Raw genomic sequence first — 22904 nt, 5'->3', positions numbered from 1 at the left:
ACCTGCTAGCGGTCAGCCTCGAAGTAAGCGGCCAGGGCTTCTTCCCACGGCCGCAGCGGGGTCAGCCACGCCTCTTTCCACGACGCCGGCGACAACACCGAGTAGGCCGGCCGCGTCGCCGCCTGCGGGTACTCCGCCGACGTGCACGGCTTCACCCTCGATGGATCCGCGCCCAACTGGGAAAAGATCGCCCGGGCGAACCCACACCAGCTCACCGAACCACCGTTCGTGCAGTGCAGGATCCGCCGCTCGGGCCCATCGCCGGCAGCCGCGCGCGAAGCCAGCTCGAGAAGCCCCGACGCCAGATCGGCAGTCCACGTAGGACCCCCGACCTGATCGTCCACAACGGACAACTCCGGCCGCGAAGACTCCAACCGCGCCATGGTCTTCACGAAGTTCGAACCCGAATGCCCGTAGAGCCACCCCGTGCGCACGACCCACGACGAAGCCCCCGAACCGAGCACGGCGTCCTCACCGGCCGCCTTGGTCCGGCCGTAAGCCGAACGCGGCCCCAGCTCGTCCGAAGGCTCATACGGCTTAGAAGCGTCCCCCGGAAACACGTAGTCCGTGGAAACGTGGATCAACGGCACCTGACGGGAAGCGCACGCCGCCGCCAACACGCGCGGCCCGTCCGCGTTCACCGCGAACGCCCGCTCCTCGTCCGTCTCCGCCTGGTCGACCGCCGTGTACGCCGCCGCGTTGATCACCACCGGCGACGAGCCGTTCTCGCGGGCCCGGTCGGCCAGTGCGCCGACCGCGGCCAGGACCTGGCCCGTCGAAGTCACGTCCAGCTCGGCCGAACCGGGAGCGACGACGTCGACACCGGGCGCGGCCAGCGCGGCCAGGTCGCGGCCGAGCTGCCCGGAACCCCCGGGCACCAGCACCGTCAGCGGCACGAAAAACCCCTACTTCTTCAGCGCGGCCCGCTCCGCCAGGGGCTCCCACCACGCGCGATTGTCCGTGTACCAGGCCACTGTCGCGGCCAGACCGTCCTCGAAGGACACGCGCGGAGCGTACCCCAGCTCCGAACCGATCTTCGTGATGTCCACCGAGTACCGGCGGTCGTGGCCCTTGCGGTCCTCGACCGGCTCGACGCTGTCCCAGCCCGCGCCCACCGCCGCCAGCAGCTTCTCCGTCAGAACCCGGTTCGTCAGCTCGGTGCCGCCGCCGATGTTGTAGATCTCGCCCGGCCGCCCGCCGTCGGCGACCAGCTGGATGCCGTGGCAGTGGTCGTCCACGTGCAGCCAGTCACGGACGTTGAGCCCGTCGCCGTACAGCGGCACCTTCCGGCCGTCGAGCAGGTTCGTCACGAACAGCGGGATGACCTTCTCCGGGAACTGGTACGGACCGTAGTTGTTGGAACACCGCGTGACGCACACCGGAAGCCCGTGGGTGCGGAAGAACGACCGCGCCACCAGGTCGGACGACGCCTTCGACGCCGAATACGGCGAGTTCGGCTCCAGCACGTGGTCCTCGGTCCAGGATCCGGACTCGATCGAGCCGTACACCTCGTCGGTGGACACGTGCACGAACTTCGAGACGCCCGCTTCGAGGGCCGCCTGCAGCAGGTTCTGCGTGCCCAGCACGTTCGTCAGCACGAAGTCGGCGGAACCGAGGATCGAGCGGTCCACATGCGACTCCGCCGCGAAGTGGACGACCAGGTCGACCCCGCGCATGACGTCGGCGACCTTGCGCGCGTCGCAGATGTCGCCGCGGACGAACCGCAGCCGCGGGTCGGCGGCGACCGGGGCCAGGTTGGCCTCGTTGCCGGCGTAGGTGAGTTTGTCCAGCACGACCACCTCGGCGTCGCGCAGCGCCGGGTAAGCGCCGCTCAGCGCCTGCCGGACGTAGTGCGACCCGATGAAGCCGGCGCCCCCGGTGACCAGGACCCGCATCTTTTCGCCTTTCCCTCGACCCCCGACCGGGGCAATCGGCCCCCAGCCTACGGAGGCCTGACAACACCCTCAGTAGAGTCATGGTGGAGGCACATCGGTGCCCTGGGGGAAGCACGGGGTTTCACAGGGGAGGAAGCGCGTGACCGAATGGCCTGCGCCGACCATCCCGGCGCGACGGAGCCACGGCGCCGCGGTCCTGGCCCGCCGCGGCGGCAAGGTCGTCGTGTCCCTGCTGTCCGTCGCGATCCTGGCCCTGACCTGGTACGGCTGGCACTTCATCGGTGACCCGAACACCGGCCTGACCACCACGAACGTCTTCGCCGACACCGAGGCCCACGCCAAGCCGCTCGACGGCGCGATCGACATCCTCCTGGTCGGCCAGGACAGCCGCACCGACGCGCAGGGCAACCCGCTGCCCCGCGAGGTGCTGGACATGCTGCACGCCGGCGTCTCCGACGGCGAGCTGAACACCGACACGATGATCCTCGTGCACATCCCCCAGAACGGGAAGCACGCGATCGCGATCTCGTTCCCCCGCGACTCCTGGGTGGAGCTGACCGGCGGCTACGGCAAGCACAAGCTCAACAGCGCCTTTGTCTACGCGTACACGGACACTTACAAAACGTTGCAGCGCCAGGGTATGACCGACCTGAAGCAGGCCGACCAGGAAGCGAAGGTCGCCGGGCGGAAGAACCTGATCGCGACGATCGAGAAGTTCATCGGCAAGCCGGGCATGATCGACCGCTACGCCGAGGTCAACCTGGCGAGCTTCTACGAGATCACCAAGTCGATCGGCGGCGTCGAGGTCTGCCTCAACGGACCGGTCAAAGAGGTGAAGTCCGGCGTGGACCTGCCGGGCGGGCGCCAGACGATCGAGGGCGTGCAGGCGCTCGCGTTCGTCCGCCAGCGCTACGGCCTGCCGAACTACGACCTCGACCGGATCGCGCGCCAGCAGGCGTTCCTCTCCGGGCTGGCCCGCAAGGTGATCTCGTCCGACGTCCTGACGAGCCCGACGAAGATCGCCGACCTCGTCTCGGCCGTGAAGAAGTCCGTCGTGGTCTCGCAGGGCTGGGACCTGACCGAGTTCGCCGAGCAGATGCGCGGCCTGACCGGCGGCAACATCGAGTTCCACACGATCCCGACGCTGGGCAACGCGGTGATCGGCGGCGCCGACGTGCTGCGCGTCGACCAGGCCGCGGTCCAGGCCGAAGTCGCGCGGCTGACATCGGACGGCGACGCCCCGGCCCAGCCGACGTCGACGCAGCTGCCGGGTGCGAAGGCCGTCACGATCGAGCTGTTCGACGGCTCCGGTTCGCCGTCGCTGGCCGGGCAGACGCACACGCTGCTCCAGGGCAAGGGCTTCACGCTCGCCGCCGACCAGAAGCTGAGCACCCGCAACACCACCGTCGTCCGGTACAACCCGGCCGACTCCGCCGCGCTGGAGCTGGTCAAGCAGGCGCTGGGCACGACGGTCCAGGCCGAGCCGGACCGCGACGTCACCGCCGGGCACGTGCGCGTCCTGCTGGGCAAGGACTTCCGCAGCTCGGCCGCCGGCGCGGGCGGCGCGCCGACGTCGTCGGCCCCGAAGGCCCCGCCGTCGACCGCGGCTTCGTCCGCCCCCGCCGCGCCGCCGATCACCGCGGGCGACGTTCCCTGCGTCAACTAGACTGAGCACGCAGGGTGGTCGGGGGAGGTAAGCAGGGGATGGAAGACGAGCAGGACCAGGCGGAACCGGCGGCGACGCCGGTGACGGAGCGCGACGATCCGGAGTGGAAGCCGTCGCCGTTCCCGCGGACGGCCACGGTGGCCGAGGCCCCTTCACGGGCGCGCCGCGCCGGGCGAGCGACGCGCCGGATCGCGGTCGGGCTCGTCTCGCTGCTCGCGCTCGGCGCCAGCGGCTACGCCTACGTCACCAAGGACCAGCTGCAGGAGAACGTCCCGACGACCGACGCGCTCACCCCGCGGGCCGGCGAGCCCGCGCCGCCGCCCGCCGACGACGGCGCCGACGACATCCTGCTCGTCGGCAGCGACGCGCGGACGGACGCGCAGGGCAACCAGCTCCCGCTGCGGGTGCTGAAGGAGCTGCGGACCGAGGCCAACAGCGGCGCGGTGAACACCGACACGGTGATCCTGCTGCGGGTGCCGAAGGACGGCTCGAAGCCGTCGGCGGTGTCCGTGCCGCGGGACACGTGGACCGAGGTCCCCGGCCGCGGCATGGCGAAGATCAACTCGGCGTACGGCATCGCGAAGGCCCGCTTCGCGCAGCAGCTGCGTGCGCAGGGCGAGCGCGACCAGGCGAAGATCGAGCGCGACTCGGACACCGAGGGCCGCCGCGTGCTGGTGCAGACCGTGCAGGACCTCACGCAGGTGCGCGTCGACCACTACGCCGAGATCAACCTGCTGGGCTTCTACCTGCTCACCGAGGCGCTCGGCGGGGTCAAGGTGTGCCTGAACCACTCGACCGAGGACAAGGACTCGGGCGCGAACTTCCGCCGCGGCCAGCAGACGGTCTCCGGCGGTGAAGCGCTTTCGTTCGTCCGGCAGCGCAAGAACCTGCCGCGCGGCGACCTCGACCGGATCGTGCGGCAGCAGGCGTTCCTGTCCTCGGCACTGCACCAGGTGCTCTCGGCGGGCACGCTGACCAGCCCGGGCACGCTGAACAAACTGATGGACGCGGTGCACCGGTCACTGGTCCTCGACCCGGGGCTCGACCTGCTGCAGTTCGCGCAGCAGGCGAAGGGCATCGCATCGGGCGACCTGTCGTTCGCGACGATCCCGGTGATCACCGCGAACGGGCGCAGCGAAGACGGCCAGAGCATCGTGGAGATCGACCCGAACGCGGTCCGCACGTTCGTGGCGGGCCTGGCCGGCCGCCCGGCCCCGGGCGGCTCCCCGGCGGCCGGCGGCGCGCTCCCCGCGGGCGGCGGTGGCTCGGGCAGCGGCGCCGCCCCCGCCGCGGCACCGCTGCGCCAAGCCTCCGACGGAGTCCCCTGCGTCAACTGACCGGAGCTTTCACGTGAAAGTTCCGCCCCCTGGTCGCAGCTTTCACGTGAAAGCTCCGCGGTGGTCCTCCACCCACTGCCGGAACGTGCGTGGTGCGTGGCCGGTCACCTCGCGCACGACGTCCGTCACCACCGAAGGCTCCCCCGCCGTCCGCGCCCAGGCGCGCAGGATCTCCGGCGGCACCTCGGGCGGCCACCCGAGCGCGACCATCCGCTCGGCGGCCTGCTCCGGCGTCAGCTCCTCGACCGGCAGCGGCTTGCCGAGGACGTCGGCGAGCACGGCCGCCTGCTCCCGGAAGCTGATCGGCTCGGGTCCGCTGAGCTGCAGCGCCTCGCCGGTGTGCGAGCCGTCGACGAGGATCTTCGCCGCGACGGCGGCGATGTCCTTCTCGTGGATGGCGCCGACCCGCGAGTCCGGGTACGCGGTGCGGACGACGCCCTCGGCGATGTCCGCGCGCCAGCCCAGGACGTTCGTCGCGAACGCGCCCGGGTTGAGCCGCGTTTCCGCGAACGGCGCCGCGATCAGCGCCCGCTCCACGGCGTGGTGGAGCGCGGCGATGCGGCTCTGCGCGGACTCCGGTTCGAGCGTCGCGCCCGACGACAGCAGCACGACGTGCCGCACGCCGGCCGCTTCGGCCGCCTTCACGAAGCCCTCGATCCCCGACGGCCGTGTGTACAGGAACACCGACTCGACCCCGTCGAGCGCGGCGTCCAGTGTGGACGGATCTTCGAGGTCGGCGCTCACCTTGGCCGTCGGCACGTCGAGCGTGGCGGCGTCACGGCTCGACGCTCGCACGTCCTGACCTGCGGCGACGAGCACGTCGAGCACCGCGCGGCCGACGTGTCCGCGCGCACCGGTGACGAGAATGGTCATGGCTGTCCCCCAGCTCTCATTTTACATTTGCTTGCAAAGCAAACGTACTGAGCGGGGCGAGGTGGTGTCAACCGGCGAAGCGCGTGGTCCGCGCTTTAGCCTGTGCGCATGAGCCTGACCGACGAGCTGCTGCGCCCGCTGCCGGCCGCCCGACCGTTGATCACCCACTACGACGACCAGCTGGGCAGCCGCGTCGAGCTGTCCGTGGCGACGACCGCCAACTGGGCGGCCAAGACGGCCAACTGGCTGACCGAGGAGTTCGACGTCGAGCCCGGGGACGCCGTGGCCGTGCAGCTGCCGGCGCACTGGCAGACGGTCGGTGTGCTGCTCGGCGCGTGGTGGTGCGGCGCGCGCGTCGTGACCGAGGGCGCCGGCGCGCGGGTGGCGTTCGTCGGGCCGGACGACCCGGAACCGACCGGCGCCGCGGCGACGGCCGTCGTCACGCTCGACCCGATGGGCCGCGGGCTGGCCGAGCCGCCCGGCGGCGGCGCGTTCGACTACCTGACGGAGTCCCGCACGGCGGGCGACCAGTACAGCCCGCTCTTCCCGATCCCCGGCGACACGGCCGCGCTCTTCGAGTCCACTGTGGACGAGGTGCTGGCCGAAGCCCGTGCGCGGGCGGCGAAACTGGGCCTCACCGCGGACGACCGGGTGCTGTCCACCCGGGACTGGAGCGCGCCGGAGGGCATCCTCGACGGCCTGCTCGTCCCGCTCGCTGCGGGCGCCCACCTGGTCCACATCAGCAACGCCGACCAGGCCAAGCTGCAGGCCCGCCGTGATGCCGAGCGCACCACGGCGGACCTCCCGGCCTAGGCGTTCTGCAGCTCGCCGACCTCGGCTTCGCGGCGCGCCCGCCTGCGGCCCCACAGCAGGTGGTCCAGCGACAGGCGGCCGCCGTTGAAGCCGAGGGCGAGCCCGGCCAGCGCCAGCACCAGGACGAGCTCGTAGCCGCCCTGGCCGGTCAGGCCGTTGTCGATGTGCACCGAGAGCAGCGCACCGACCGAGATCACGACGTACCCGATGCCCACCAGCGGCATCAGGAACCCGACGATGAAGGCGATCGAGCCGAGGATTTCGACCGTCATCGCGAAGACCGCGGCGACCGTGGGCAGCGGGATGCCCGTCATCTCGAAGAACTTCGCCGTGCCGTCGATGCCGTTGTTCCACTTCTGGAGCCCGTGCGCGAGGAAGACGACCGCGACGCCGATCCTCCCCAGCAGCAGCGCCACGTCCTTGACTCGTCCGAACATCGGTTTCAGCTCCCCGGTGGGTGAATTTTCAACTGACAGCCCCAAGCTAGGGGCCCGGAACGCCCGATCGAAGCTCCGGAGGGTGATCGACAGGGAACCGACAGGGACCGAAAACTCACTTGGCGACCGCCGGAACGAGCGCTACGTTCGCCCTGACCTGCGTCAACGACCGTGAGGAGACCCCGATGCGCCGACAGACCGTCCTGCCCGGCCTGTCACCCGCATCACAAAGGACTCCTCGCCATCGTGAAAACCCTGAACATCGGCATCCTGGCGCACGTCGACGCCGGTAAGACCAGCCTGACCGAACGCCTGCTCTTCGAAGCGGGCGCGATCGACCACCTCGGCAGTGTCGACGGCGGCGACACCCAGACCGACTCCCTGGAGCTGGAACGCCGGCGCGGCATCACCATCCGTTCCGCGGTGGTCTCGTTCCTGGCCGGCGACACCCGGATCACGCTGATCGACACCCCGGGCCACTCGGACTTCATCGCCGAGGTCGAACGCGCGCTGCGCGTGCTCGACGGCGCCGTCCTCGTGGTGTCCGCCGTCGAAGGCGTCCAGGTCCAGACCCGCGTGCTGATGCGCACGCTGCGCCGGCTCGGCATCCCGACGCTGGTCTTCGTCAACAAGGTCGACCGGATGGGCGCCCGCGACCAGCTCCCCGACATCCGTGCGAAGCTGGCGCCGCGGGCGGTCGCGGGGCCCGACGCGACGTCACCCGAATTCCTCGCCGACGGCGACGACGACTTTCTTCAGTCCTATGTAGACGGTCGCGTCGACGAAGCCGCGTGCCGGGCCGAGCTGGCCCGCCAGGTCGCGCGGGGCCTGGCCCACCCCGTCCTGACCGGCTCGGCGATCACCGGCGCCGGCGTCGCGGACCTGGTGACGGCGATGACGGAACTGCTTCCGTCGACCGAACGCACCGGCACCGGCCGGCTGGCCGCGACGGTGTTCAAGATCGACCGCGGCCGCGCCGGCGAGAAGATCGCCTACGCTCGCCTGCACTCGGGCTCGCTCGCCCCGCGGCAGCGGATTCCCGTCTATCGCGGCGAAACCGAGCTGACCGGCCGGGTCTCGGCGGTCGAGGTCGCGGGCGGCGGCGCGGCGCTCGCCGGGGACGTCGCGCGCGTGCGCGGGTTGCGCGAGGTCCGGATCGGCGACCGGCTCGGCTCCCCCGGCACGGCCCGCGACGGCGTGTTCGCGCCACCCAGCCTGGAAACCGTGGTGCGGCCGGTCCGGCCCGAGCAGGCGGCCGCGCTGTTCACGGCGTTGACGCGACTGTCCGAAGAGGACCCGCTGATCGACGTCCGCCGCCGCGGCCACGACGTTTCGGTCCGGCTCTACGGCGAAGTGCAGAAGGAGGTGCTGCGCTCGATGCTGGCCGAGGGCGCCGGCATCGACGTCACCTTCGAAGAAACGCGCACGCTGTACGTCGAGAAGCCGATCGGTACCGGGGAGGCGGTCCAGGGACTGGATCCCGCGCAGCGGCTGTACTTCTTCGCGACGGTCGGGCTGCGCGTGGAGCCCGGTCCCGGGGTGTCGTTCGGGCTGTCGGTCGAGCTGGGCTCGTTGCCGCCGGCGTTCCACAAGGCGATCGAGGAGACCGTCCACAGCACGCTCGAGCAGGGGCTGTACGGCTGGGAGGTGCTCGACGTCGCCGTCACGTTGACGCACACGGCGTTCTTCAGCCCGCTCAGCGCGGCGGGCGACTTCCGCAAGATGACGCCGCTGGTGCTGATGGCCGCGTTGCAGGAGGCGGGGACGCGGGTGCACGAGCCGGTGCACCGCTTCGAGCTGGAGATCCCGGCGAACGCCGTCAGCGCGGTGCTGCTCAAGCTCTGGCAGCTGCGCGCGGTGCCCGGCGAACCCGCCGTCGGGCCGTCGTCGTGCACGCTGCACGGCACGATCCCGGCCGAGCACGTCCACGCGTTCGAGCAGGCGCTGCCCGCCCTGAGCCAGGGCGAGGGCGTCTTCCTCAGCGAGTTCGCCGACTACCGGCCGTACCCCGGTCCGCCGCCGACGCGGCCGCGGACCGGCGAAAGCCCGTTGGACCGCAAGGAATACCTCGCGCGGGTGGCGCGGCGTTAGCGCTTGTGCGCCCAGGCCGCGCCGAAGCAGTACGCGCCGAACGCGGCGAGGCCGAGCGCGACGACGGTCAGCAGCACGGTGCCGAAGGGCTGGGCGGCGAGCGTCTTGAGGGCGCTGTCCAGCCCACCGGCCTTGTTCGGATCGGCCTGGAACCCGGCGATGGCGAGGAGGATCGCGACGATCGCGAGGACGACACCCTTGGCGAGGTAGCCGACCCGGCCGACGCCGCCGATCCACCGCTTGGTCTTGCCCGGCAGCTCGGTCGTGTTCAGGTCTTCGAGGAACTTCTTCTTGAAGCCCTTCACCCCGGCGGCGATGGCGACCCCGAGGACAGCCGCCGCGGCGATGACCACCAGCGCCGGCCCGGCGGGCAGCTTCAGCAGCTCGGCGGTGAACTCCTGCTGCTTCTGGCTGCTCGAGCCGCCGCCCCCGCTGCCGGTGGCGATCCGGAAGGCGGTGAAGCCCAGCACGATGACGACGACCCCGCGGGCGACGGCGCCGATCCGCTTGCGCGTCCGCTTCCCGCCGCTGACCCACTCGTAGCCGGTGGCGGCCATCATGAACTGCCAGAGGCCGAACAGGACGAGCCCGATGGCCACGATCCACAGCAGGACCTGGCCGAACGCCGTCGAGCCGATCTGCTGCAGCGCACCCTTCTGGTCGGCCTGTTCACTGTCGCCGAAGGCGACCTGGACGGCGAGGTAGGCGATGACGAGGTGCACGACGCCGTAGCAGGCCATGCCGATCCGGCCGAGCAGCTGCGCGGTGTCGCTCTTCTCGCCCCGCTGGGCGTCGGCCTCGGTCCGGTGCACGCCTCTTTCGGCCTTCGCCTCGGCCCGGTTCGCGCCGTCTGATGTCCGGTTCATGCCTGCTCGGGTACCCACTCCGGGTCGTGGTCGGCTGGGCCAACCGGCCTAATCACTTGCTGTGCCTGTGGAACGATCCCCGGGTGAACACGCGATTGGTCGGCTACTGGTCGGAGTCGGAGCTGTACCCCGGCTCGCCCGAGTACACCGAGCTCGGCTTCCGCGCCGACGGGACGGGCTGGCAGTACTGGTCCAGCTGGAGCACCGGTTTCTGCGTCCACCGCTTCGACTGGACGGAGCCGAAACCGGGCCGGCTCGCCGTGCGGCTGCGGATGGAGCTGGACGGCACGTGGTCACTGGTGGAGGGGGAGGTCGCCCACCGCATCGAGCGCCGGCAGCACGTCGACACGCTGATCGAGCTCGCGTGGACCCTCGAGCCGGGCCCCGACCTGACGCTCGACCGCCCGCTCGAGCAGTACCTGGGCGGCACGCGCTTCCGCCTCGTCGAGGGCGGCGGCACGGACCCGACGCTGGCCTAAGCGGGCCGGCGCCGGACTTCGTCGAGACGTGCCCAGCCGCCGTTGACCGCGAGCAGCGTCAGCACCTCCTCGGCCTGTTCGGCGAAGCGCGCGAGGTCGTCGTGCAGCAGGGCGGCGCGTTCGCCGTCGAGCTGGTCGAAGTCGTCGAACCAGAGCGAGATGGCCGAGCCGGCGGTGACGGCGAGGCCCTGGGTCAGGCTGAGGAACCCGGGCGAAGGTTCGACGGAGGCGGCCCGATAGGCCGTCTCGATCTCATCACAGGCGGCGAGCAGTTCCCGCAGCTGGAGGACCGCACCGGCGGGCGTGCCATCCCAGGCGGCCGTCGGCCAGGCGCGATCGGACAGCTCGAGCCACAGCCGCCAGCCGGCGACCAGCTCGGCTTCGTCGTGGGGCGTCCAGGACGCCGGAACCGGCCAGTACATGCTTCGAGAGTGACACCGCCGGGGCGCGAATCCGCCCCGGCGGTGGGTTATGTCTCATGTGGCAAAGCTCAGCTGATCACCGGCGGCACGGGCACGCACGGAGGCGTCTTGGCGTGGGCCGGGTCGAGCGCGTTGAGGACGAGCCCCTCGGCGACGGGGTCGTAGGTGATGCCGAGGTGGTCGGTGAAGTCGAGCCCGCAGACGTTCTGCAGCAGGATGTTCTTGACGTTGGGTCCGGCTTTGAGGAACGCACTGGTGTAGGGCGTGACGACATCGTCGTACCGGGTCTGGATGACGGTGTACTGGATGCCATCGACGGTTTCGCCCCCGGAGTTGAGCTGGGTGAGGAAGTCCGAGCCGACGGCCTGTTCGTTGCAGGCTTGGCAGACGGTCCCGAGAGCGGCGGGCACACCGGGGATCATTTCGAGGGTGCTGAGCAGGCCGAAGAGATCGGTCCCGTGGTTGGAGGGCGAGAGCCCCACGAGCCGGCTGATCTTGGTCGCGCCGCCGAGGTACTTGATCCAGTACCGCACGTTCATCCCGCCTTGGGAGTGCCCGACAACGTCGAGCTTCGCGGCCCCGGTCGTCGCCAGGATCTTGTCCCCGAAGGCGGCAAGCGCTTTCGTGGTGTCGGCAACGGGCCCGACGGTCTGCAGGAAGGAGCCGGGAGCCCCGCCGAAGTTCCCGGCGAAGACGCAGTAGCCGGCGTTGGCGAGTTTCCAGGAGAGGTTGGCCCAGTTTTCGTAGGCGTTGGCGGTGGTCCCGTTGGAGAGCAGGACGGGATTGGGATGAGCGGCGCTGGGTTTGCAGTCCCAGTCGTTGGCGCCGGGAGGAGCGATGGTCGGGTTGCCGAGCGAGTAGACCGCGGCGGTGAGAATGTTGGGCTGAACGGGCCCGGTGGGTTCTTTGCCGGAAGCTTGAGCGGTCCCGGCCCCCAGCAGGAGAGCCGCCCCCAGGGAGACGGCCGCCGTGAGCCACCTGCGCGTAGTCGCACCCATCTCGTTTCACCTCTCTGTGAACCGATGGTGATCCGCGTCACCGATGAGTTAACGCGCGGGTAACATGTCCGGACACTCCCCCTGGTGGGTCATTTTCTTCCCGAGTTCGACCTGGTAGAAGCCGTGCGGCACCGCACGTGACGTGGTGTCGACAAGGTGCCGGCAAGCCAAAGCCCCCGGTGAGGTCCCACCGGGGGCCGAGGCACAAAAGGAACCGGCCCGAGAACCAGACCTCCCCGCAACCCCGATCCAAAGCCCCAACACGGCCGGCGGTGCCGGGTCAAGGCATCTTTCCCGCCTTGACGCGGTACCGCCGGCCGTAGTTACAATCAGGCATCGGGGTGGCGGAGACCAAAGCGAGTTTCAGGGGGTCGCGAAGCCACCTGAACTTCTCGCAAAAATCCCGCGCCCGGCTTCAATCACTTACCGGTGACCGCAATCGCCTCAACCTCGATCAAATACCCGGGCGACAAACGATGCACCCCGATCAGCGAGTCAGCCGGCTTGTGCCCCCCGAACAGCGAAACCCGCGCCTCTTCGATCACCGGCAAGTGCTCATCCCGCTCGTAGCCGACAACGTAGATCGTGATCCGGGCGACCTGATCAGGCGCAGCCCCGGCAGCGGTCAGCGCCCGGCCGAGGTTGACGAACACCTGCCGGGCCTGGACAGCAAAGTCTCCAGGGCCGACGAGGCGCCCTTCCGCGTCCTCGGGCTCCTGGCCGGCGATGAACACCAATCTGCTCCCGGTCGCCACCACGACCTGCGTGTAGGTGTCGGGCACGGGCAAGCCGGACGGGTTGATGAGCTCAAGTGTCATGACCGGAGTCTGTCAAAAACGGCCCCCGGTGCGTATCGCACCGGAGGCCGTTTCGATTTCCGAGATCAACCCTTGAGCAGCGCCCGGGCCATAACAACCTTCTGAATCTGGTTGGTGCCCTCGTAAATCTGCGTGATCTTCGCGTCCCGCATCATGCGCTCGACCGGGAAGTCCCGCGTGTAGCCGGCCCCACCGAACAGCTGCACGGCATCCGTGGTCACCTCCATGGCGATATCGGACGCGTAAGCCTTCGCAGCCGAAGCCATGAACCCGGCCCGCTTGTCCCCGCGCTCGGAAGCCGCCGCCGAGGCGTAAACCAAATGACGAGCGGCCTCGATCTTGGTCCCCATGTCGGCCAGCATGAACTGAACACCCTGGAACTCGGCGATCGACTTCCCGAACTGCCGGCGGTCCTTCACGTAAGCCACCGCGGCGTCCAAAGCACCCTGGGCGATACCCAACGCCTGCGCACCGATCGTCGGCCGGGTGTGGTCCAGCGTCCGCAGCGCCGTCTTCAACCCCGTGCCCGGCTCGCCGATGATGCGGTCCTCCGGGATCGTGCAGTTCTCGAAGTAGATCTCACGCGTCGGCGAGCCCTTGATGCCGAGCTTCTTCTCCTTCGGGCCCACCGAGAAGCCCGGGTCGTCCTTGTGCACGACGAACGCCGAGATGCCGTTGGCCTTCTTCTCCGCGTCCGGGTCGGTCACCGCCATCACCGTGTACCAGGACGACTCGCCCGCGTTGGTGATCCAGCACTTGGTGCCGTTGAGCACCCAGTGGTCGCCGTCGAGGCGGGCGCGCGTGCGCATCGAGGCCGTGTCCGAGCCGGCCTCGCGCTCCGACAGCGCGTACGACGCCGAAGCCTCGCCCGACGCGATCGAGGGCAGCACCAGCTTCTTCACGCTCTCCGAACCGGACAGGATGATCGGCTGCGTGCCGAGCTTGTTGACCGCCGGGATCAGCGACGCCGACGCGTCGACGCGCGCGACCTCTTCGATCACGATGCAGGCGCCGACGGCGTCCGCGCCCTGGCCGTCGTACTCCTCGCCGATGTGGACGGCGTTGAACCCGGACTTGACCAGCGCGTTGTACGCCTCGATCGGGTAGCGCTCGTTCTCGTCGACCTCGGCCGCGTACGGCGCGATCTCCTTCTCGGCCAGGGCCCGGACCGCGGCCCGCAGCTCCTCGTGCTCCTCGGCAAGCTGGTACAGGCCGTCGGTCACTTCGGGTCACCTTCTCTACGACGTCGGGAGAGTCCTGCTCGATGTTAGCGCTCGTTCACCGAGCGGCTGCGTCCTTGTGTCGTGGACCGCAGAATTCGTAAGGTCGAGTGATGCCGCTCACCGCGCCGACGACGCCGCCCGGTTTGCCCGCCTCCCTCGACTACCCCGAAGTCCCGGTCGGTTCGATCCTCGCCGCGGGCGCCGCGCGCTGGGGCGACCGGACCGCCTTCGCCCACGACGGCCGCAGCCTCACCTTCGCCGAGACCTACCGCGCGGCCTGCCGCTTCGCCCACGCACTGCGGGCGCAAGGCATCGGCCGCGGCGACGTCGTCGCGCTGCACCTGCCCAACTGCCTCGCCTTCCCGGTCGCCTACTACGGCACCCTGCTGGCCGGGGCCACCTTCAGCCCGGCCAACCCGCTGCTCCCGCCGGACGACCTCGCCTTCCAGCTCACCGACTGCGAGGCCGCCGCCGTCGTGACGTTCGGGCCGGTCGCGGGCGCGCTGGCGAGCGTCGCCGACCGGATCCCGGCGCGGCTGACCGTCGTGGTCGAGCCGACCGGCGACCTGCCCTACGGCGGGTTCGAGTTCGAGGCGTTCCAGGCCGGCCACCCGGAGACGCGTCCGGACGCCGGCACGGTGATCCACGAAGACCTCGCGCACCTCGCCTACACCGGCGGCACCACCGGCCGATCGAAGGGCGTCCGGCTCACGCACCGCAACGTCGTGGTCAACACCCTGCAGCACTCGTGCTGGGGCAGCGGCTCGGTCCCGGCGCTCGACGACCACGGCGACATCACCCTCGACCAGATCGGCAGCGAGGACGAGTGGCCGACGCGCCTGGGCACCGGCGTCGCGATCAACCTGACGCCGTGGTTCCACGCGATGGGCATCATCGGCGGCCTGAACGCGGCGGTGATGGCCGGCACGACGATCGTCCTCCACTCGCGCTTCGACCCGCCCGCGTACGTCGCCGACGCCGAACGGCTGCGCATCACCGGCATCGGCGGCGCGCCCGCGCTGTTCGCCGCGCTGCTCGCGACGCCGTCGTTCCACACGGCGGACCTGTCTTCGGTGCGCTCGATCGGCTCGGGCGCCGCGCCGATGAACCACGCGATGATCAACGCGCTGCGCGAGCGCTTCCCGGGCGTGGTGGTCAGCGAGGGCTACGGCCTCACCGAGGCGACGATGGGCGCGGTCATCTCGCCGACGTACACCTCCGGCACGCGCAAGGTCGGCTCGGTGGGCGTCCCGATCTTCGACACCGAGGTCAAGGTCGTCCCGGCCGAGGGCGGCGAGGAGCCGCTCCCGGCGGGCGAGAAGGGCGAGGTCTGCCTGCGCGGCCCGCAGATCATGCAGGGCTACCGCAACCGTCCCGAGGAGACGGCGGCCGCGCTCGTCGACGGCTGGCTCCACACTGGCGACATCGGCATCCTCGACGCCGACGGCTACCTGTCCATCGTGGACCGCAAGAAGGACATGCTGCTGTACAAGGGGTACAACGTCTTCCCGCGCGAGCTGGAGGAGCTGCTGATCACGATGCCCGGCGTCGCGGCGGCGGCCGTGGTGGGCCGCCCGGACGTCGAGGTCGGCGAGCTGCCGGTGGCGTTCGTCGTCCCGCGCGGCCCGCTGGACGCCGACGAGCTGATGGCCGCCGTGAACGAGAAGGTGCTGCCGTACAAGCGGTTGCGGGAGGTGCACGTCGTCGAGCAGATCCCGGTGTCCGCCGCCGGGAAGGTGCTCAAGCGGCAGCTGCGCGACCAGCTCTCAAGCTAGCCGGTCACCGGAGAGCCGGGTGCCGGCCTGCTTGACGTGCCGCAGCAGCGGGGAAACCTCCATGCTCTGCACGCCGGCCAGCGAACCGATGCGGTCGGACGTGAACTCGAACAGCTCGTCCAGGTCGTGGCAGTGCGCGACGGCGTGGAGGTTGTGCGGTCCGGACACCGCCGCGGCGAACGCGATCTCGGGCTCCCGGGCCAGCGCGCGCCCGACGCTCTTGACCGCCGACGGGTGCACGCGCAACCACAGGTTCGCCCCGGCGTGGTAGCCCAGCGCCGTCGCCGCCAGCTCGACGTCGATGTGGACCACCCGGCGGTCGACCAGCGTCCGCAGCCGGCGTGAGACGCGGCCCGGGGTCAGGTTCGCCGCCTCGGCGAGGTCGACCAAGGGCGCCCGGCCGTCCTCGGCCAGGACGGCCAGCACCCGCTCGTCCTCGGCGGTCAGCCGGACGGGGTCGCGGGCCACCACGGGCGACTCCGTGAACGGCGCGTCGCCGCCGAGTGCCGCCTCCTGCTCCTCGGTCAGCGTGCCGCGCAGGGCGACCCAGTAGTGGCCCCGGCCGCCGACGAACTGCCGCAGCATCGCGGCCGCGTGGATGTCCAGGACCGCCGCCGTCCGCGGGAGGCGCCGGCCGAGCAGGTCGTCCCGCGCCTCCCGGGACCGCGAGCGGACCGCGCAGGTGATCTCCGAGCCCCCCGCGCACAGCGCCACCCAGCTGACGTCCTCCCGCTTCGCGAGCCCGTCGGCGATCGCCTCGACGGCACCCGGCCGGCAGCGCAGCCGGAGCATCCACTTGCTCTGCCCCAGCGCCCCCGGGTCGACGATGCCCGCCACCCGGACGACGCCGTCCGCCCGCAGCCGCCGGTACCGCCGGGCGACGGCCGCCTCGGTGACGCCGAGCACGGCCGCGATCGAGGCGAACGACGCCCGCGGAGCGACCTGCAGCGCCCGGATGAGACGCACATCGTCGGGCTGCACATCGATGGATTCGGTCATGAGCACCCCCGAAATCGGGGCAATCCTACAGAACCGAGCCGGGCACGCACCCCGGCGACGCGACCGGGGCAACACTCGGCACGCAACCGCAACGAAGGGAACCAGCCCATGAAAACCGCCCTCATCGTCGGAGCGTCGCGCGGTCTGGGGTACGCGATCGCCGCCGAACTGGTCACCCGCGGGTGGCAGGTGATCGGCACGGTCCGCGACCCGGACGCCCGGACGCCGCTGCACGACCTGGCGGACGCCTCGGACGGCCGCGTCGAGGTGGAACACCTCGACACCACCACGCCCGAGCAGCTGCCGCCCCTGCGCGCGCGGCTCGCCGGCCGCCGGCTCGACGTGCTCTTCGTCAACGCCGGCACCGCGAGCAACCAGGACACCCCGATCGGCGCGGTCCCGGCCGCCGACTTCGTCGACGTGATGGTCACCAACGCCCTCGGCCCCCTGCGCGTCATCGAGGCGCTCGAAGACTTCGTGCGCACCGACGGGCTCATCGGGGTCATGTCGTCCGGACAGGGCAGCATCACGAACAACGTGACCGGCTCCCGCGAGCTCTACCGCGGCAGCAAAGCGGCGCTGAACATGTTCGTGCGCGGCTACGCGGCCCGGCGGACCGAACGGGCGCTGCTGCTCCTGGCCCCCGGCTGGATCCGCACCGCCCTCGGCGGTGACCAAGCTCCGTTCACCGTCGAGGAGTCCGCGCCGCTGCTCGTGGACGTCCTGCTGGGCAAGGTCGGCAAGCCCGGCCTCGACTACCTGGACCGCGACGGCGAGACCGTCCCCTGGTGACGCCTCAGCGGCCGGCCTTGGCGCGCAGGGCCGCGTCCTTGTCCAGGACCAGCTTTTCCAGGTCCTGCTGGAACTTCGCCATCTTCGAGCGCAGGCCCTCGTCGGACGCCGCCAGGACGCGGACCGCCAGCAGGCCCGCGTTGCGCGCGCCGCCCACCGACACCGTGGCCACCGGGACGCCCGCCGGCATCTGGACGATCGACAGCAGCGAGTCCATCCCGTCCAGGTACTTCAGCGGGACCGGCACACCGATCACCGGCAGCACCGTCGCCGACGCCACCATGCCCGGGAGGTGGGCCGCGCCGCCCGCGCCCGCGATGATCACCCGGATGCCCCGGGCCACCGCCGACGTCGCGTAGTCCAGCATGCGCTGCGGGGTCCGGTGCGCCGAATACACGCCGACCTCGTACTCGACGCCGAACTCGTCCAGCGCCGCGCCGGCCGCTTCCAGCACCGGCCAGTCCGAGTCGCTGCCCATGATCACGCCCACCTGCGGCGCCATACCCGATACTCCCGTCAGTGGATCTCGTAGCCGTCGAGCCAGACGGCGTGGGACAGCCAGTGCGCCGACAGCAGCGCGCGGTTGCGCAGGTCGTCCATGCGCTCGCCCGTGAAGTTGACGTGCCCGAGCTTGCGCCCCGGCCGCTCCTGCTTGCCGTACAGGTGCACGCGCACCTCCGGGTACCGCGCGAACAGGTGGTGCAGCCGCTCGTCCGGACCCATCTCCGGCAGCTCCGGCGCACCCAGCACGTTCGCCATCACGCACGCCGGCGCGATCAGGTCCGTCCGGCCCAGCGGGTAGTCGAGCACCGCCCGCAGGTGCTGCTCGAACTGGGACGTGCGCGAGCCGTCCATCGTCCAGTGCCCGGAGTTGTGCGGGCGCATCGCCAGCTCGTTCACCAGCAGCCCGGTGTCGGTCTCGAACAGCTCGACGGCGAGCAGCCCGGTGACGTCCAGCGTCGACGCGACCCGCAGCGCCAGGTCCTGGGCCTCGTGCACGCGCGAGTCGGACAGCCCCGGCGCCGGGGCCAGCACCTCGGTGTTGATGCCGGCGGACTGCACCGTCTCGACCACCGGATAGGCCGCGCCCTGGCCGAAGGGCGAGCGGGCGACGAGCGCGGCCAGCTCCCGCCGCATCGCCACCTTCTCCTCCACCAGCAGCGCCGTGCCCGCTTCGAGCAGCGCCGGCACCGTTTCCCGGGCGTGCTGCGCGGTGTCGAGCATCCAGACGCCGCGGCCGTCGTAGCCGCCGCTCGACGCCTTGAGCACCACCGGCCAGCCGTGCTCGCCGCCGAACGCCACCACGTCGTCCACAGTGGACACCTCGGCGAAGGCGGGGCCGGGCACGCCGAGCCCGGCCATCATCTCGCGCATCACCAGCTTGTTCTGCGCGAAGCCCAGCGCGGACGGCGCCGGCCGGATCGCGTAGCCCTCCATCGCCAGCGTCAGCAGGTGCTCGCCCGGCACGTGCTCGTGGTCGAACGTGAGCACGTCGACCGAGGCCGCGAACTTCCGCAGCGCGTCGAGGTCGGTGTGGTGCCCCAGGGTGACGTCGCCCGCGACGAGCCCCGCCGCTTCGTTCTCGCTCGCGGCGAGCACGCGCAGCGACTGGCCGAGGGAGATCGCCGCCTGGTGGGTCATCCGGGCCAACTGGCCGCCGCCCACCATGCCCACGACGGGCAGACCGGTGTGTTTGTCCATAGCGCCGATCAGCCTAAACGGTCACAAGGCGGGTCGAGCGCCGGACCAGGCGAAGCTCACGCGCCGCCAGCCCGAGGATCGCGGCGGCCGCCGCGAGCACGTAGACGTTGCCGAGGACCGACCAGCCCAGACCCCAGCCGAACTCTCGATCACCGCCGTTGGGCACCAGCATCACGATCTGCGACGCGAACAGCAGTGTGACCGCCGCCGCGGCCCACCACCGCGCCTTCACCACCAGCAGCGTGAGCAACGGCACGCACCACACCCAGTGGTGCGACCACGACACGGGCGACAGCAACAGCCCGTAGAACGCCGTCACGAGCAACGCGCCCGCGTCCTCGCCGCGCCGGTGCAGCCGCACGACCAGCCACACCGCGGGCACGGCCAGCACCGCCGCCACCCCGACCGCCACCGCCAGCGACCAGGGGGCCAGCGCCGAAGCCCGGTTGACCAGCCCGTTGAGCGACTGGTTGAAGATCCAGTGCACCGACCCGACCCGGCTCGGGTCGGTCGCCGAATCCCGCCAGAACCGCGCCGCGTCGACCGGGATGACCGCGAACATCACCGCTTCGAGCGCCACGAACGTGCCCAGGGCCCGCAGCCCGTCCTTCCACCGGCCCGTGAAGAACAGGTGCGGCACGAAGATCAGCGGGGTCAGCTTGATCGCCGCCGCCACGCCGATCAGCACGCCCGCCCAGCGCGACCCCCGCGCGGACAGCACCAGGACGTCCAGCACCACGAACGCCATCAGTATCAAGTTGATCTGACCCAGGAACAGCGTCTTCCACACCGGTTCCAGGACCAGAGCGATGGCCGTTCCCGCCGGCAGCGCCCACCACCTTCTTCCCAGAAGGGATGCGCGCCCCGGCGACGACGAGACCACCGTGATGACGACGATAAGGGCGACCACCGACAAAAACGCGATCACGCCCCACACCAGGCCGGACGGCACGAGCGCGAGCGGCAGGAACAGCGGTGCGGCGGCGGGCGTGTAGGTGAACGGCAGCCGCACCCAGTCCGGCAGCGCGGTCAGCACGTCCCGCGTGTACAGCGGATCGCCGTGCACCAGCGTCAACGCACCGGCGCGGTAGACGGCGCTGTCTGCGCCCAGGTGCCACCGGGCCAGCCAGACGACGACCCCGAACCCCAGCACCAGCAGCGCGATCCCGCCGGCCAGGAGCCGGCCGCGCCGCGCCTCAGACGCCGGTCGCGACGTCGACATGCTCGTCCGAAGCCGCCTTCTTCCGCGCCCGCCGCTGCAGGCCCCAGCGCAGGATCAGCGCCGCGGCCAGCACGACCGGCATCAGGATGTAGGCGTCCCCCAGTACGTTCTGCCACACCTTCCAGTGCAGCTCGACGTTGCGGCCGTTCGGCAGGATCAGCAGCACGCAGCTGACGAACACGAACGCCACCAGCCCGGTCCCCACCCAGCGCTTCCACGCCGTCTTCGGGGTGGTCTTCGGCAGCCGCGAGACCAGCAGCACGATCAGCGGGATCACCCACACCCAGTGGTGGGTCCACGAGATCGGCGAGATCAGCAGCGTCCAGAACGCCGTGACGAGCAGCGCCGCCAGCGCCTGGCCCTTGCGGTGGAAGCGGATCAGCAGCCACAGCGCCGGGATCGCGAGCAGGAACCCGATGCCCATCGCCGCCTTCGACGCCCACGGCGCCAGGTCGGTGGCCCGGTTCATCAGCGCGTTCAGCGACTGGTTGCCCGCCCAGTGCACCGGCCCGATCCGGCCGGTGTCCGGCAGCGTCACGGTCCAGTACTTGGCGGCGTCGTGCGAGTTGATCAGGAACATCAGGCCCTGCAGCACGATGAACGTCGCGAAGCCGCGGATGGCGTCCATCCGCCGGCCGGTGATGAACAGGTGCCCCAGGAACACCAGCGGCGTCAGCTTGATCGCCGCGGCGACCCCGACCAGCACGCCGCCCCAGCGGCTCCCCCGCGCGCCGATGACCAGCATGTCCAGCAGGATCATGGCCATCAGGACCAGGTTGATCTGGCCGAGGAAGATCGTCCGCCACACCGGTTCGAGGCCGAGGAAGACCAGGAAGAACACGATGGTCGAGCGGGCGGGCGAGGCCCACCAGCGCGGGCCGTCGTTCGCCGGGCGGGGCAGCGCGCCGATCGCGATCCGGATCGACAGCGCCATCGCCGCCAGCGAGATCGCGGTGATCAGGCCCCAGGAGATCTGCGTCGGGAACGCGGCGAGCGGCACGAAGATCAGCGCCGCCGTCGGCGGGTAGGTGAACGGCAGCAGCGCCCACCACGGCTCGGGGGCCAGCGTGTTCGCGTCGTAGAGCGAGTCGCCGTGCAGCAGCGTCAGCGCGCCGGCCCGGTAGACCGCGCTGTCGACGCCGAGCACCCAGTCGTGCTGCCAGCCCCAGATGCCGTACCCGATCGCGACCAGCGGGATCACCGCGAGGATCAGGATCGACCGCGGGCGCACGGACAGGCGGGCGAGCGACTTCCGCAGGGCCAGGCGGTGCTGGGGTCCGGCCGCGATCGCGCCGTCGACGTCGGTGGGTACGGTCCGGGTCACCTCACCAGGAAATCATGAGCCACGCGATCCCGGTCGGAAGGGTCCGGGGCAAACCGGACTTTTCGCGCGTTCTACGCCCGGGCGAGCCGCGCCAGCAGGTCGCAGGCCATTTCGTGGGTGGCGGGCAGCCGCACGGCCGACACCCGCGGCCGGCCGGCGTCGGCGAGCTGCGAATCGACCGACAGCCGCTCGTGCAACGCCCTTCGCAGCGCGACGCCGTGCGAAGCGACTCCCTCGTCCTTCGGGACCAGCGCCGCGACGACGGACGGCCCCAGCGAAGCGAGGCTCTGCCCGCGGTCGAACACCGCCCGCAGCGCGTCGGCGACCAGGATCATCCCGGTCAGCCGCGGGAACCCGGCGATCGCGCTCAGGTCGAGCGAGACGACCAGCAGGACGTGGTCCTCGGCGGCGGGCCGCTCGCGCGCGGCCGCGGCCTGGTAGACCTCGGCGAGCCGGGTGCGCAGGTAGGCGGCCGAGGGCAGGCCGGTCAGCGGGTCCGTGACCTCGGTGTGCGCGAGCTGGTCGGTGGCGACGTCGGCCCAGGCCAGCGCCGTCGTCCGGAGCAGCCGCGCCGGCGTGGCGTCGACGTCCGGGGAGACGAAGCCGTCCTCGCCGTGACCGAACACCGCGTGCAGCGCGGCGAGGTCGGCGAGGGTTTCCGCGAGGCCGGCGCCGGCGGCCGCGCGCGCCCTGGCCAGCCCGGCCAGCGCGGTTTCGGCGGCTTCGACGCGGCCCTTGGCCATCACCGCCGCGCAGACGGCGTCGACCTCGGGCAGGGCCCAGTCGCTGGGGAAGCGCCAGCCCGCGGCCAGGCTGGCCGCGCGCCAGCGGGCCCGCAGCGCGAGCAGGGCGCGGTCGGCGAGCGGAGCGTCACCGGGACCGGAACGCGTAGCCGGAACGTCCACTGGCCCCCTGTCCCTTTCATCCGGTGCGTGTCGATCTTGCTCGGTGCTTCACGGTGAGGACGTGCCCCACCGGATCCCGTGACGCGTACTCGCGAGTTTTGTTAAGAAGCTTTTCCACGGCGCGACCCGGGGATGGGTGATTTTGCTCCGCCGACGGAGTCAACACCCTGCCCACCGCGTGACGGCCCGGGGTGGGTCAGTCACACTTGTCTCGCGCCCCGGACCGGCCTGTAATGGCAGGTCCTGGCCCTAACCGACCGAGGAGTGC

Annotated in this window: 22 protein-coding genes; 7 read left to right on the top strand and 15 right to left on the bottom strand. The window is 71.0% G+C overall.

Annotation, left to right across the window (positions count from 1 at the left end):
- Positions 1-5: 5 nt before the first annotated feature.
- Both rfbD and rfbB read right to left on the bottom strand, forming a co-directional pair.
- Positions 6-896 carry a dTDP-4-dehydrorhamnose reductase gene (rfbD, locus tag BLV96_RS36450; protein ID WP_086680284.1) on the bottom strand — a complete coding sequence of 297 codons (891 nt, stop codon included), beginning with the start codon at positions 894-896 and terminating at the stop codon, positions 6-8.
- Positions 897-905: 9 nt separating this feature from the next.
- The gene (gene rfbB / locus BLV96_RS36445) at positions 906-1895 is read right to left on the bottom strand and encodes a dTDP-glucose 4,6-dehydratase (RefSeq protein ID WP_086680283.1); all 990 of its coding nucleotides are present in this window, start codon (positions 1893-1895) and stop codon (positions 906-908) included.
- Between the two features lie 139 nt (positions 1896-2034).
- Here rfbB and BLV96_RS36440 point away from each other — a divergent pair, with 139 nt between their 5' ends.
- Complete coding sequence (locus BLV96_RS36440) at positions 2035-3561, top strand: LCP family protein (RefSeq protein WP_086680281.1); 1527 nt, start codon at positions 2035-2037, stop codon at positions 3559-3561.
- A gap of 38 nt (positions 3562-3599) precedes the next feature.
- Positions 3600-4898, top strand: coding sequence for an LCP family protein (locus BLV96_RS36435; RefSeq protein ID WP_091390053.1), 1299 nt, complete (start codon positions 3600-3602; stop codon positions 4896-4898).
- A gap of 42 nt (positions 4899-4940) precedes the next feature.
- On the opposite strand, the gene BLV96_RS36430 is transcribed toward BLV96_RS36435, so the two are convergent.
- Positions 4941-5771, bottom strand: coding sequence for an NmrA family NAD(P)-binding protein (locus tag BLV96_RS36430; protein ID WP_086680277.1), 831 nt, complete (start codon positions 5769-5771; stop codon positions 4941-4943).
- A gap of 108 nt (positions 5772-5879) precedes the next feature.
- Between BLV96_RS36430 and BLV96_RS36425 the strand changes: the two genes are divergently transcribed.
- A complete protein-coding gene (locus BLV96_RS36425) occupies positions 5880-6584 on the top strand; it encodes a TIGR03089 family protein (protein WP_086680275.1) in 705 nt (234 codons plus the stop codon).
- Here the strand turns inward: BLV96_RS36425 and BLV96_RS36420 are convergent.
- Positions 6581-7021 carry a DoxX family protein gene (locus tag BLV96_RS36420; RefSeq protein ID WP_091390050.1) on the bottom strand — a complete coding sequence of 147 codons (441 nt, stop codon included), beginning with the start codon at positions 7019-7021 and terminating at the stop codon, positions 6581-6583. The genes BLV96_RS36425 and BLV96_RS36420 overlap by 4 nt on opposite strands.
- A 246-nt stretch (positions 7022-7267) precedes the next feature.
- Here BLV96_RS36420 and BLV96_RS36415 point away from each other — a divergent pair, with 246 nt between their 5' ends.
- A complete protein-coding gene (locus tag BLV96_RS36415) occupies positions 7268-9112 on the top strand; it encodes an elongation factor G (protein ID WP_086683054.1) in 1845 nt (614 codons plus the stop codon).
- Here the strand turns inward: BLV96_RS36415 and BLV96_RS36410 are convergent.
- On the bottom strand, positions 9109-9924 hold the full coding sequence (locus BLV96_RS36410) for a DUF1206 domain-containing protein (RefSeq protein WP_086683064.1): 816 nt from the start codon (positions 9922-9924) through the stop codon (positions 9109-9111). The genes BLV96_RS36415 and BLV96_RS36410 overlap by 4 nt on opposite strands.
- A gap of 137 nt (positions 9925-10061) precedes the next feature.
- On the opposite strand from BLV96_RS36410, the gene BLV96_RS36405 reads away from it, so the two are divergent.
- On the top strand, positions 10062-10457 hold the full coding sequence (locus tag BLV96_RS36405; protein WP_086683051.1) for a hypothetical protein: 396 nt from the start codon (positions 10062-10064) through the stop codon (positions 10455-10457).
- Here the strand turns inward: BLV96_RS36405 and BLV96_RS36400 are convergent.
- The 4 genes from BLV96_RS36400 to BLV96_RS36385 all read right to left on the bottom strand — a co-directional run bounded on the left by BLV96_RS36400 (position 10454) and on the right by BLV96_RS36385 (position 13918).
- Positions 10454-10879 (bottom strand): hypothetical protein, encoded by a 426-nt coding sequence (locus BLV96_RS36400; RefSeq protein ID WP_086683048.1) that lies wholly within the window; start codon positions 10877-10879, stop codon positions 10454-10456. The two genes, BLV96_RS36405 and BLV96_RS36400, sit on opposite strands and share 4 nt — an antisense overlap.
- Positions 10880-10947: 68 nt before the next feature.
- Positions 10948-11877: an esterase/lipase family protein gene (locus tag BLV96_RS36395; protein WP_086683045.1), complete on the bottom strand. Its 930-nt coding sequence runs from the start codon at positions 11875-11877 to the stop codon at positions 10948-10950.
- A gap of 419 nt (positions 11878-12296) precedes the next feature.
- Positions 12297-12695: a RidA family protein gene (locus BLV96_RS36390; protein ID WP_086683042.1), complete on the bottom strand. Its 399-nt coding sequence runs from the start codon at positions 12693-12695 to the stop codon at positions 12297-12299.
- Between the two features lie 65 nt (positions 12696-12760).
- A complete protein-coding gene (locus BLV96_RS36385; RefSeq protein ID WP_086683039.1) occupies positions 12761-13918 on the bottom strand; it encodes an acyl-CoA dehydrogenase family protein in 1158 nt (385 codons plus the stop codon).
- A 110-nt stretch (positions 13919-14028) separates the two neighbouring features.
- Here BLV96_RS36385 and BLV96_RS36380 point away from each other — a divergent pair, with 110 nt between their 5' ends.
- Positions 14029-15693: a class I adenylate-forming enzyme family protein gene (locus BLV96_RS36380; RefSeq protein ID WP_208608417.1), complete on the top strand. Its 1665-nt coding sequence runs from the start codon at positions 14029-14031 to the stop codon at positions 15691-15693.
- Here BLV96_RS36380 and BLV96_RS36375 read toward each other — a convergent pair.
- The gene (locus tag BLV96_RS36375) at positions 15685-16692 is read right to left on the bottom strand and encodes an Lrp/AsnC family transcriptional regulator (protein ID WP_086683061.1); all 1008 of its coding nucleotides are present in this window, start codon (positions 16690-16692) and stop codon (positions 15685-15687) included. The genes BLV96_RS36380 and BLV96_RS36375 overlap by 9 nt on opposite strands.
- 108 nt (positions 16693-16800) lie before the next feature.
- Between BLV96_RS36375 and BLV96_RS36370 the strand changes: the two genes are divergently transcribed.
- Positions 16801-17484: an SDR family NAD(P)-dependent oxidoreductase gene (locus BLV96_RS36370; protein ID WP_086683033.1), complete on the top strand. Its 684-nt coding sequence runs from the start codon at positions 16801-16803 to the stop codon at positions 17482-17484.
- A 4-nt stretch (positions 17485-17488) separates the two neighbouring features.
- Here BLV96_RS36370 and purE read toward each other — a convergent pair whose 3' ends face one another.
- The 5 genes from purE to BLV96_RS36345 all read right to left on the bottom strand — a co-directional run bounded on the left by purE (position 17489) and on the right by BLV96_RS36345 (position 22636).
- Positions 17489-17986: a 5-(carboxyamino)imidazole ribonucleotide mutase gene (gene purE, locus BLV96_RS36365; RefSeq protein ID WP_086683030.1), complete on the bottom strand. Its 498-nt coding sequence runs from the start codon at positions 17984-17986 to the stop codon at positions 17489-17491.
- 14 nt (positions 17987-18000) lie between these two features.
- Positions 18001-19185, bottom strand: coding sequence for a 5-(carboxyamino)imidazole ribonucleotide synthase (locus BLV96_RS36360; RefSeq protein ID WP_086683028.1), 1185 nt, complete (start codon positions 19183-19185; stop codon positions 18001-18003).
- Positions 19186-19198: 13 nt separating this feature from the next.
- Entirely contained in the window at positions 19199-20407 is a 1209-nt protein-coding gene (locus BLV96_RS36355) for a glycosyltransferase 87 family protein (protein ID WP_086683025.1), read from the bottom strand.
- The gene (locus tag BLV96_RS36350; RefSeq protein WP_086683022.1) at positions 20382-21731 is read right to left on the bottom strand and encodes a glycosyltransferase 87 family protein; all 1350 of its coding nucleotides are present in this window, start codon (positions 21729-21731) and stop codon (positions 20382-20384) included. Before BLV96_RS36350 ends, BLV96_RS36355 begins: the two co-directional genes overlap by 26 nt.
- 71 nt (positions 21732-21802) lie before the next feature.
- Positions 21803-22636, bottom strand: a complete 834-nt coding sequence (locus BLV96_RS36345) for a GGDEF domain-containing protein (protein ID WP_086683019.1) — start codon at positions 22634-22636, stop codon at positions 21803-21805.
- Positions 22637-22904 lie beyond the last annotated feature (268 nt).

Origin of the sequence: Amycolatopsis pretoriensis, from assembly GCF_900107925.1 — a bacterium.
GTDB lineage: Bacteria > Actinomycetota > Actinomycetes > Mycobacteriales > Pseudonocardiaceae > Amycolatopsis > Amycolatopsis pretoriensis.
Note: the sequence above shows the minus strand (reverse complement) of the source record. Positions and strands in the feature narration are given on the sequence as shown.

Excerpts from the sequence above, each read along its gene's own strand:
- rfbB (WP_086680283.1), bottom strand. The coding sequence starts at position 1,895 with ATGCGGGTCCTGGTCACCGGGGGCGCCGGCTTCATCGGGTCGCACTAC.
- BLV96_RS36435 (WP_091390053.1), top strand. The coding sequence starts at position 3,600 with ATGGAAGACGAGCAGGACCAGGCGGAACCGGCGGCGACGCCGGTGACG.
- BLV96_RS36430 (WP_086680277.1), bottom strand. The coding sequence starts at position 5,771 with ATGACCATTCTCGTCACCGGTGCGCGCGGACACGTCGGCCGCGCGGTG.
- BLV96_RS36425 (WP_086680275.1), top strand. The coding sequence starts at position 5,880 with ATGAGCCTGACCGACGAGCTGCTGCGCCCGCTGCCGGCCGCCCGACCG.
- BLV96_RS36420 (WP_091390050.1), bottom strand. The coding sequence starts at position 7,021 with ATGTTCGGACGAGTCAAGGACGTGGCGCTGCTGCTGGGGAGGATCGGC.
- BLV96_RS36400 (WP_086683048.1), bottom strand. The coding sequence starts at position 10,879 with ATGTACTGGCCGGTTCCGGCGTCCTGGACGCCCCACGACGAAGCCGAG.
- BLV96_RS36395 (WP_086683045.1), bottom strand. The coding sequence starts at position 11,877 with ATGGGTGCGACTACGCGCAGGTGGCTCACGGCGGCCGTCTCCCTGGGG.
- BLV96_RS36390 (WP_086683042.1), bottom strand. The coding sequence starts at position 12,695 with ATGACACTTGAGCTCATCAACCCGTCCGGCTTGCCCGTGCCCGACACC.
- BLV96_RS36380 (WP_208608417.1), top strand. The coding sequence starts at position 14,029 with ATGCCGCTCACCGCGCCGACGACGCCGCCCGGTTTGCCCGCCTCCCTC.
- BLV96_RS36375 (WP_086683061.1), bottom strand. The coding sequence starts at position 16,692 with ATGACCGAATCCATCGATGTGCAGCCCGACGATGTGCGTCTCATCCGG.
- BLV96_RS36370 (WP_086683033.1), top strand. The coding sequence starts at position 16,801 with ATGAAAACCGCCCTCATCGTCGGAGCGTCGCGCGGTCTGGGGTACGCG.
- purE (WP_086683030.1), bottom strand. The coding sequence starts at position 17,986 with ATGGCGCCGCAGGTGGGCGTGATCATGGGCAGCGACTCGGACTGGCCG.
- BLV96_RS36360 (WP_086683028.1), bottom strand. The coding sequence starts at position 19,185 with ATGGACAAACACACCGGTCTGCCCGTCGTGGGCATGGTGGGCGGCGGC.
- BLV96_RS36355 (WP_086683025.1), bottom strand. The coding sequence starts at position 20,407 with ATGTCGACGTCGCGACCGGCGTCTGAGGCGCGGCGCGGCCGGCTCCTG.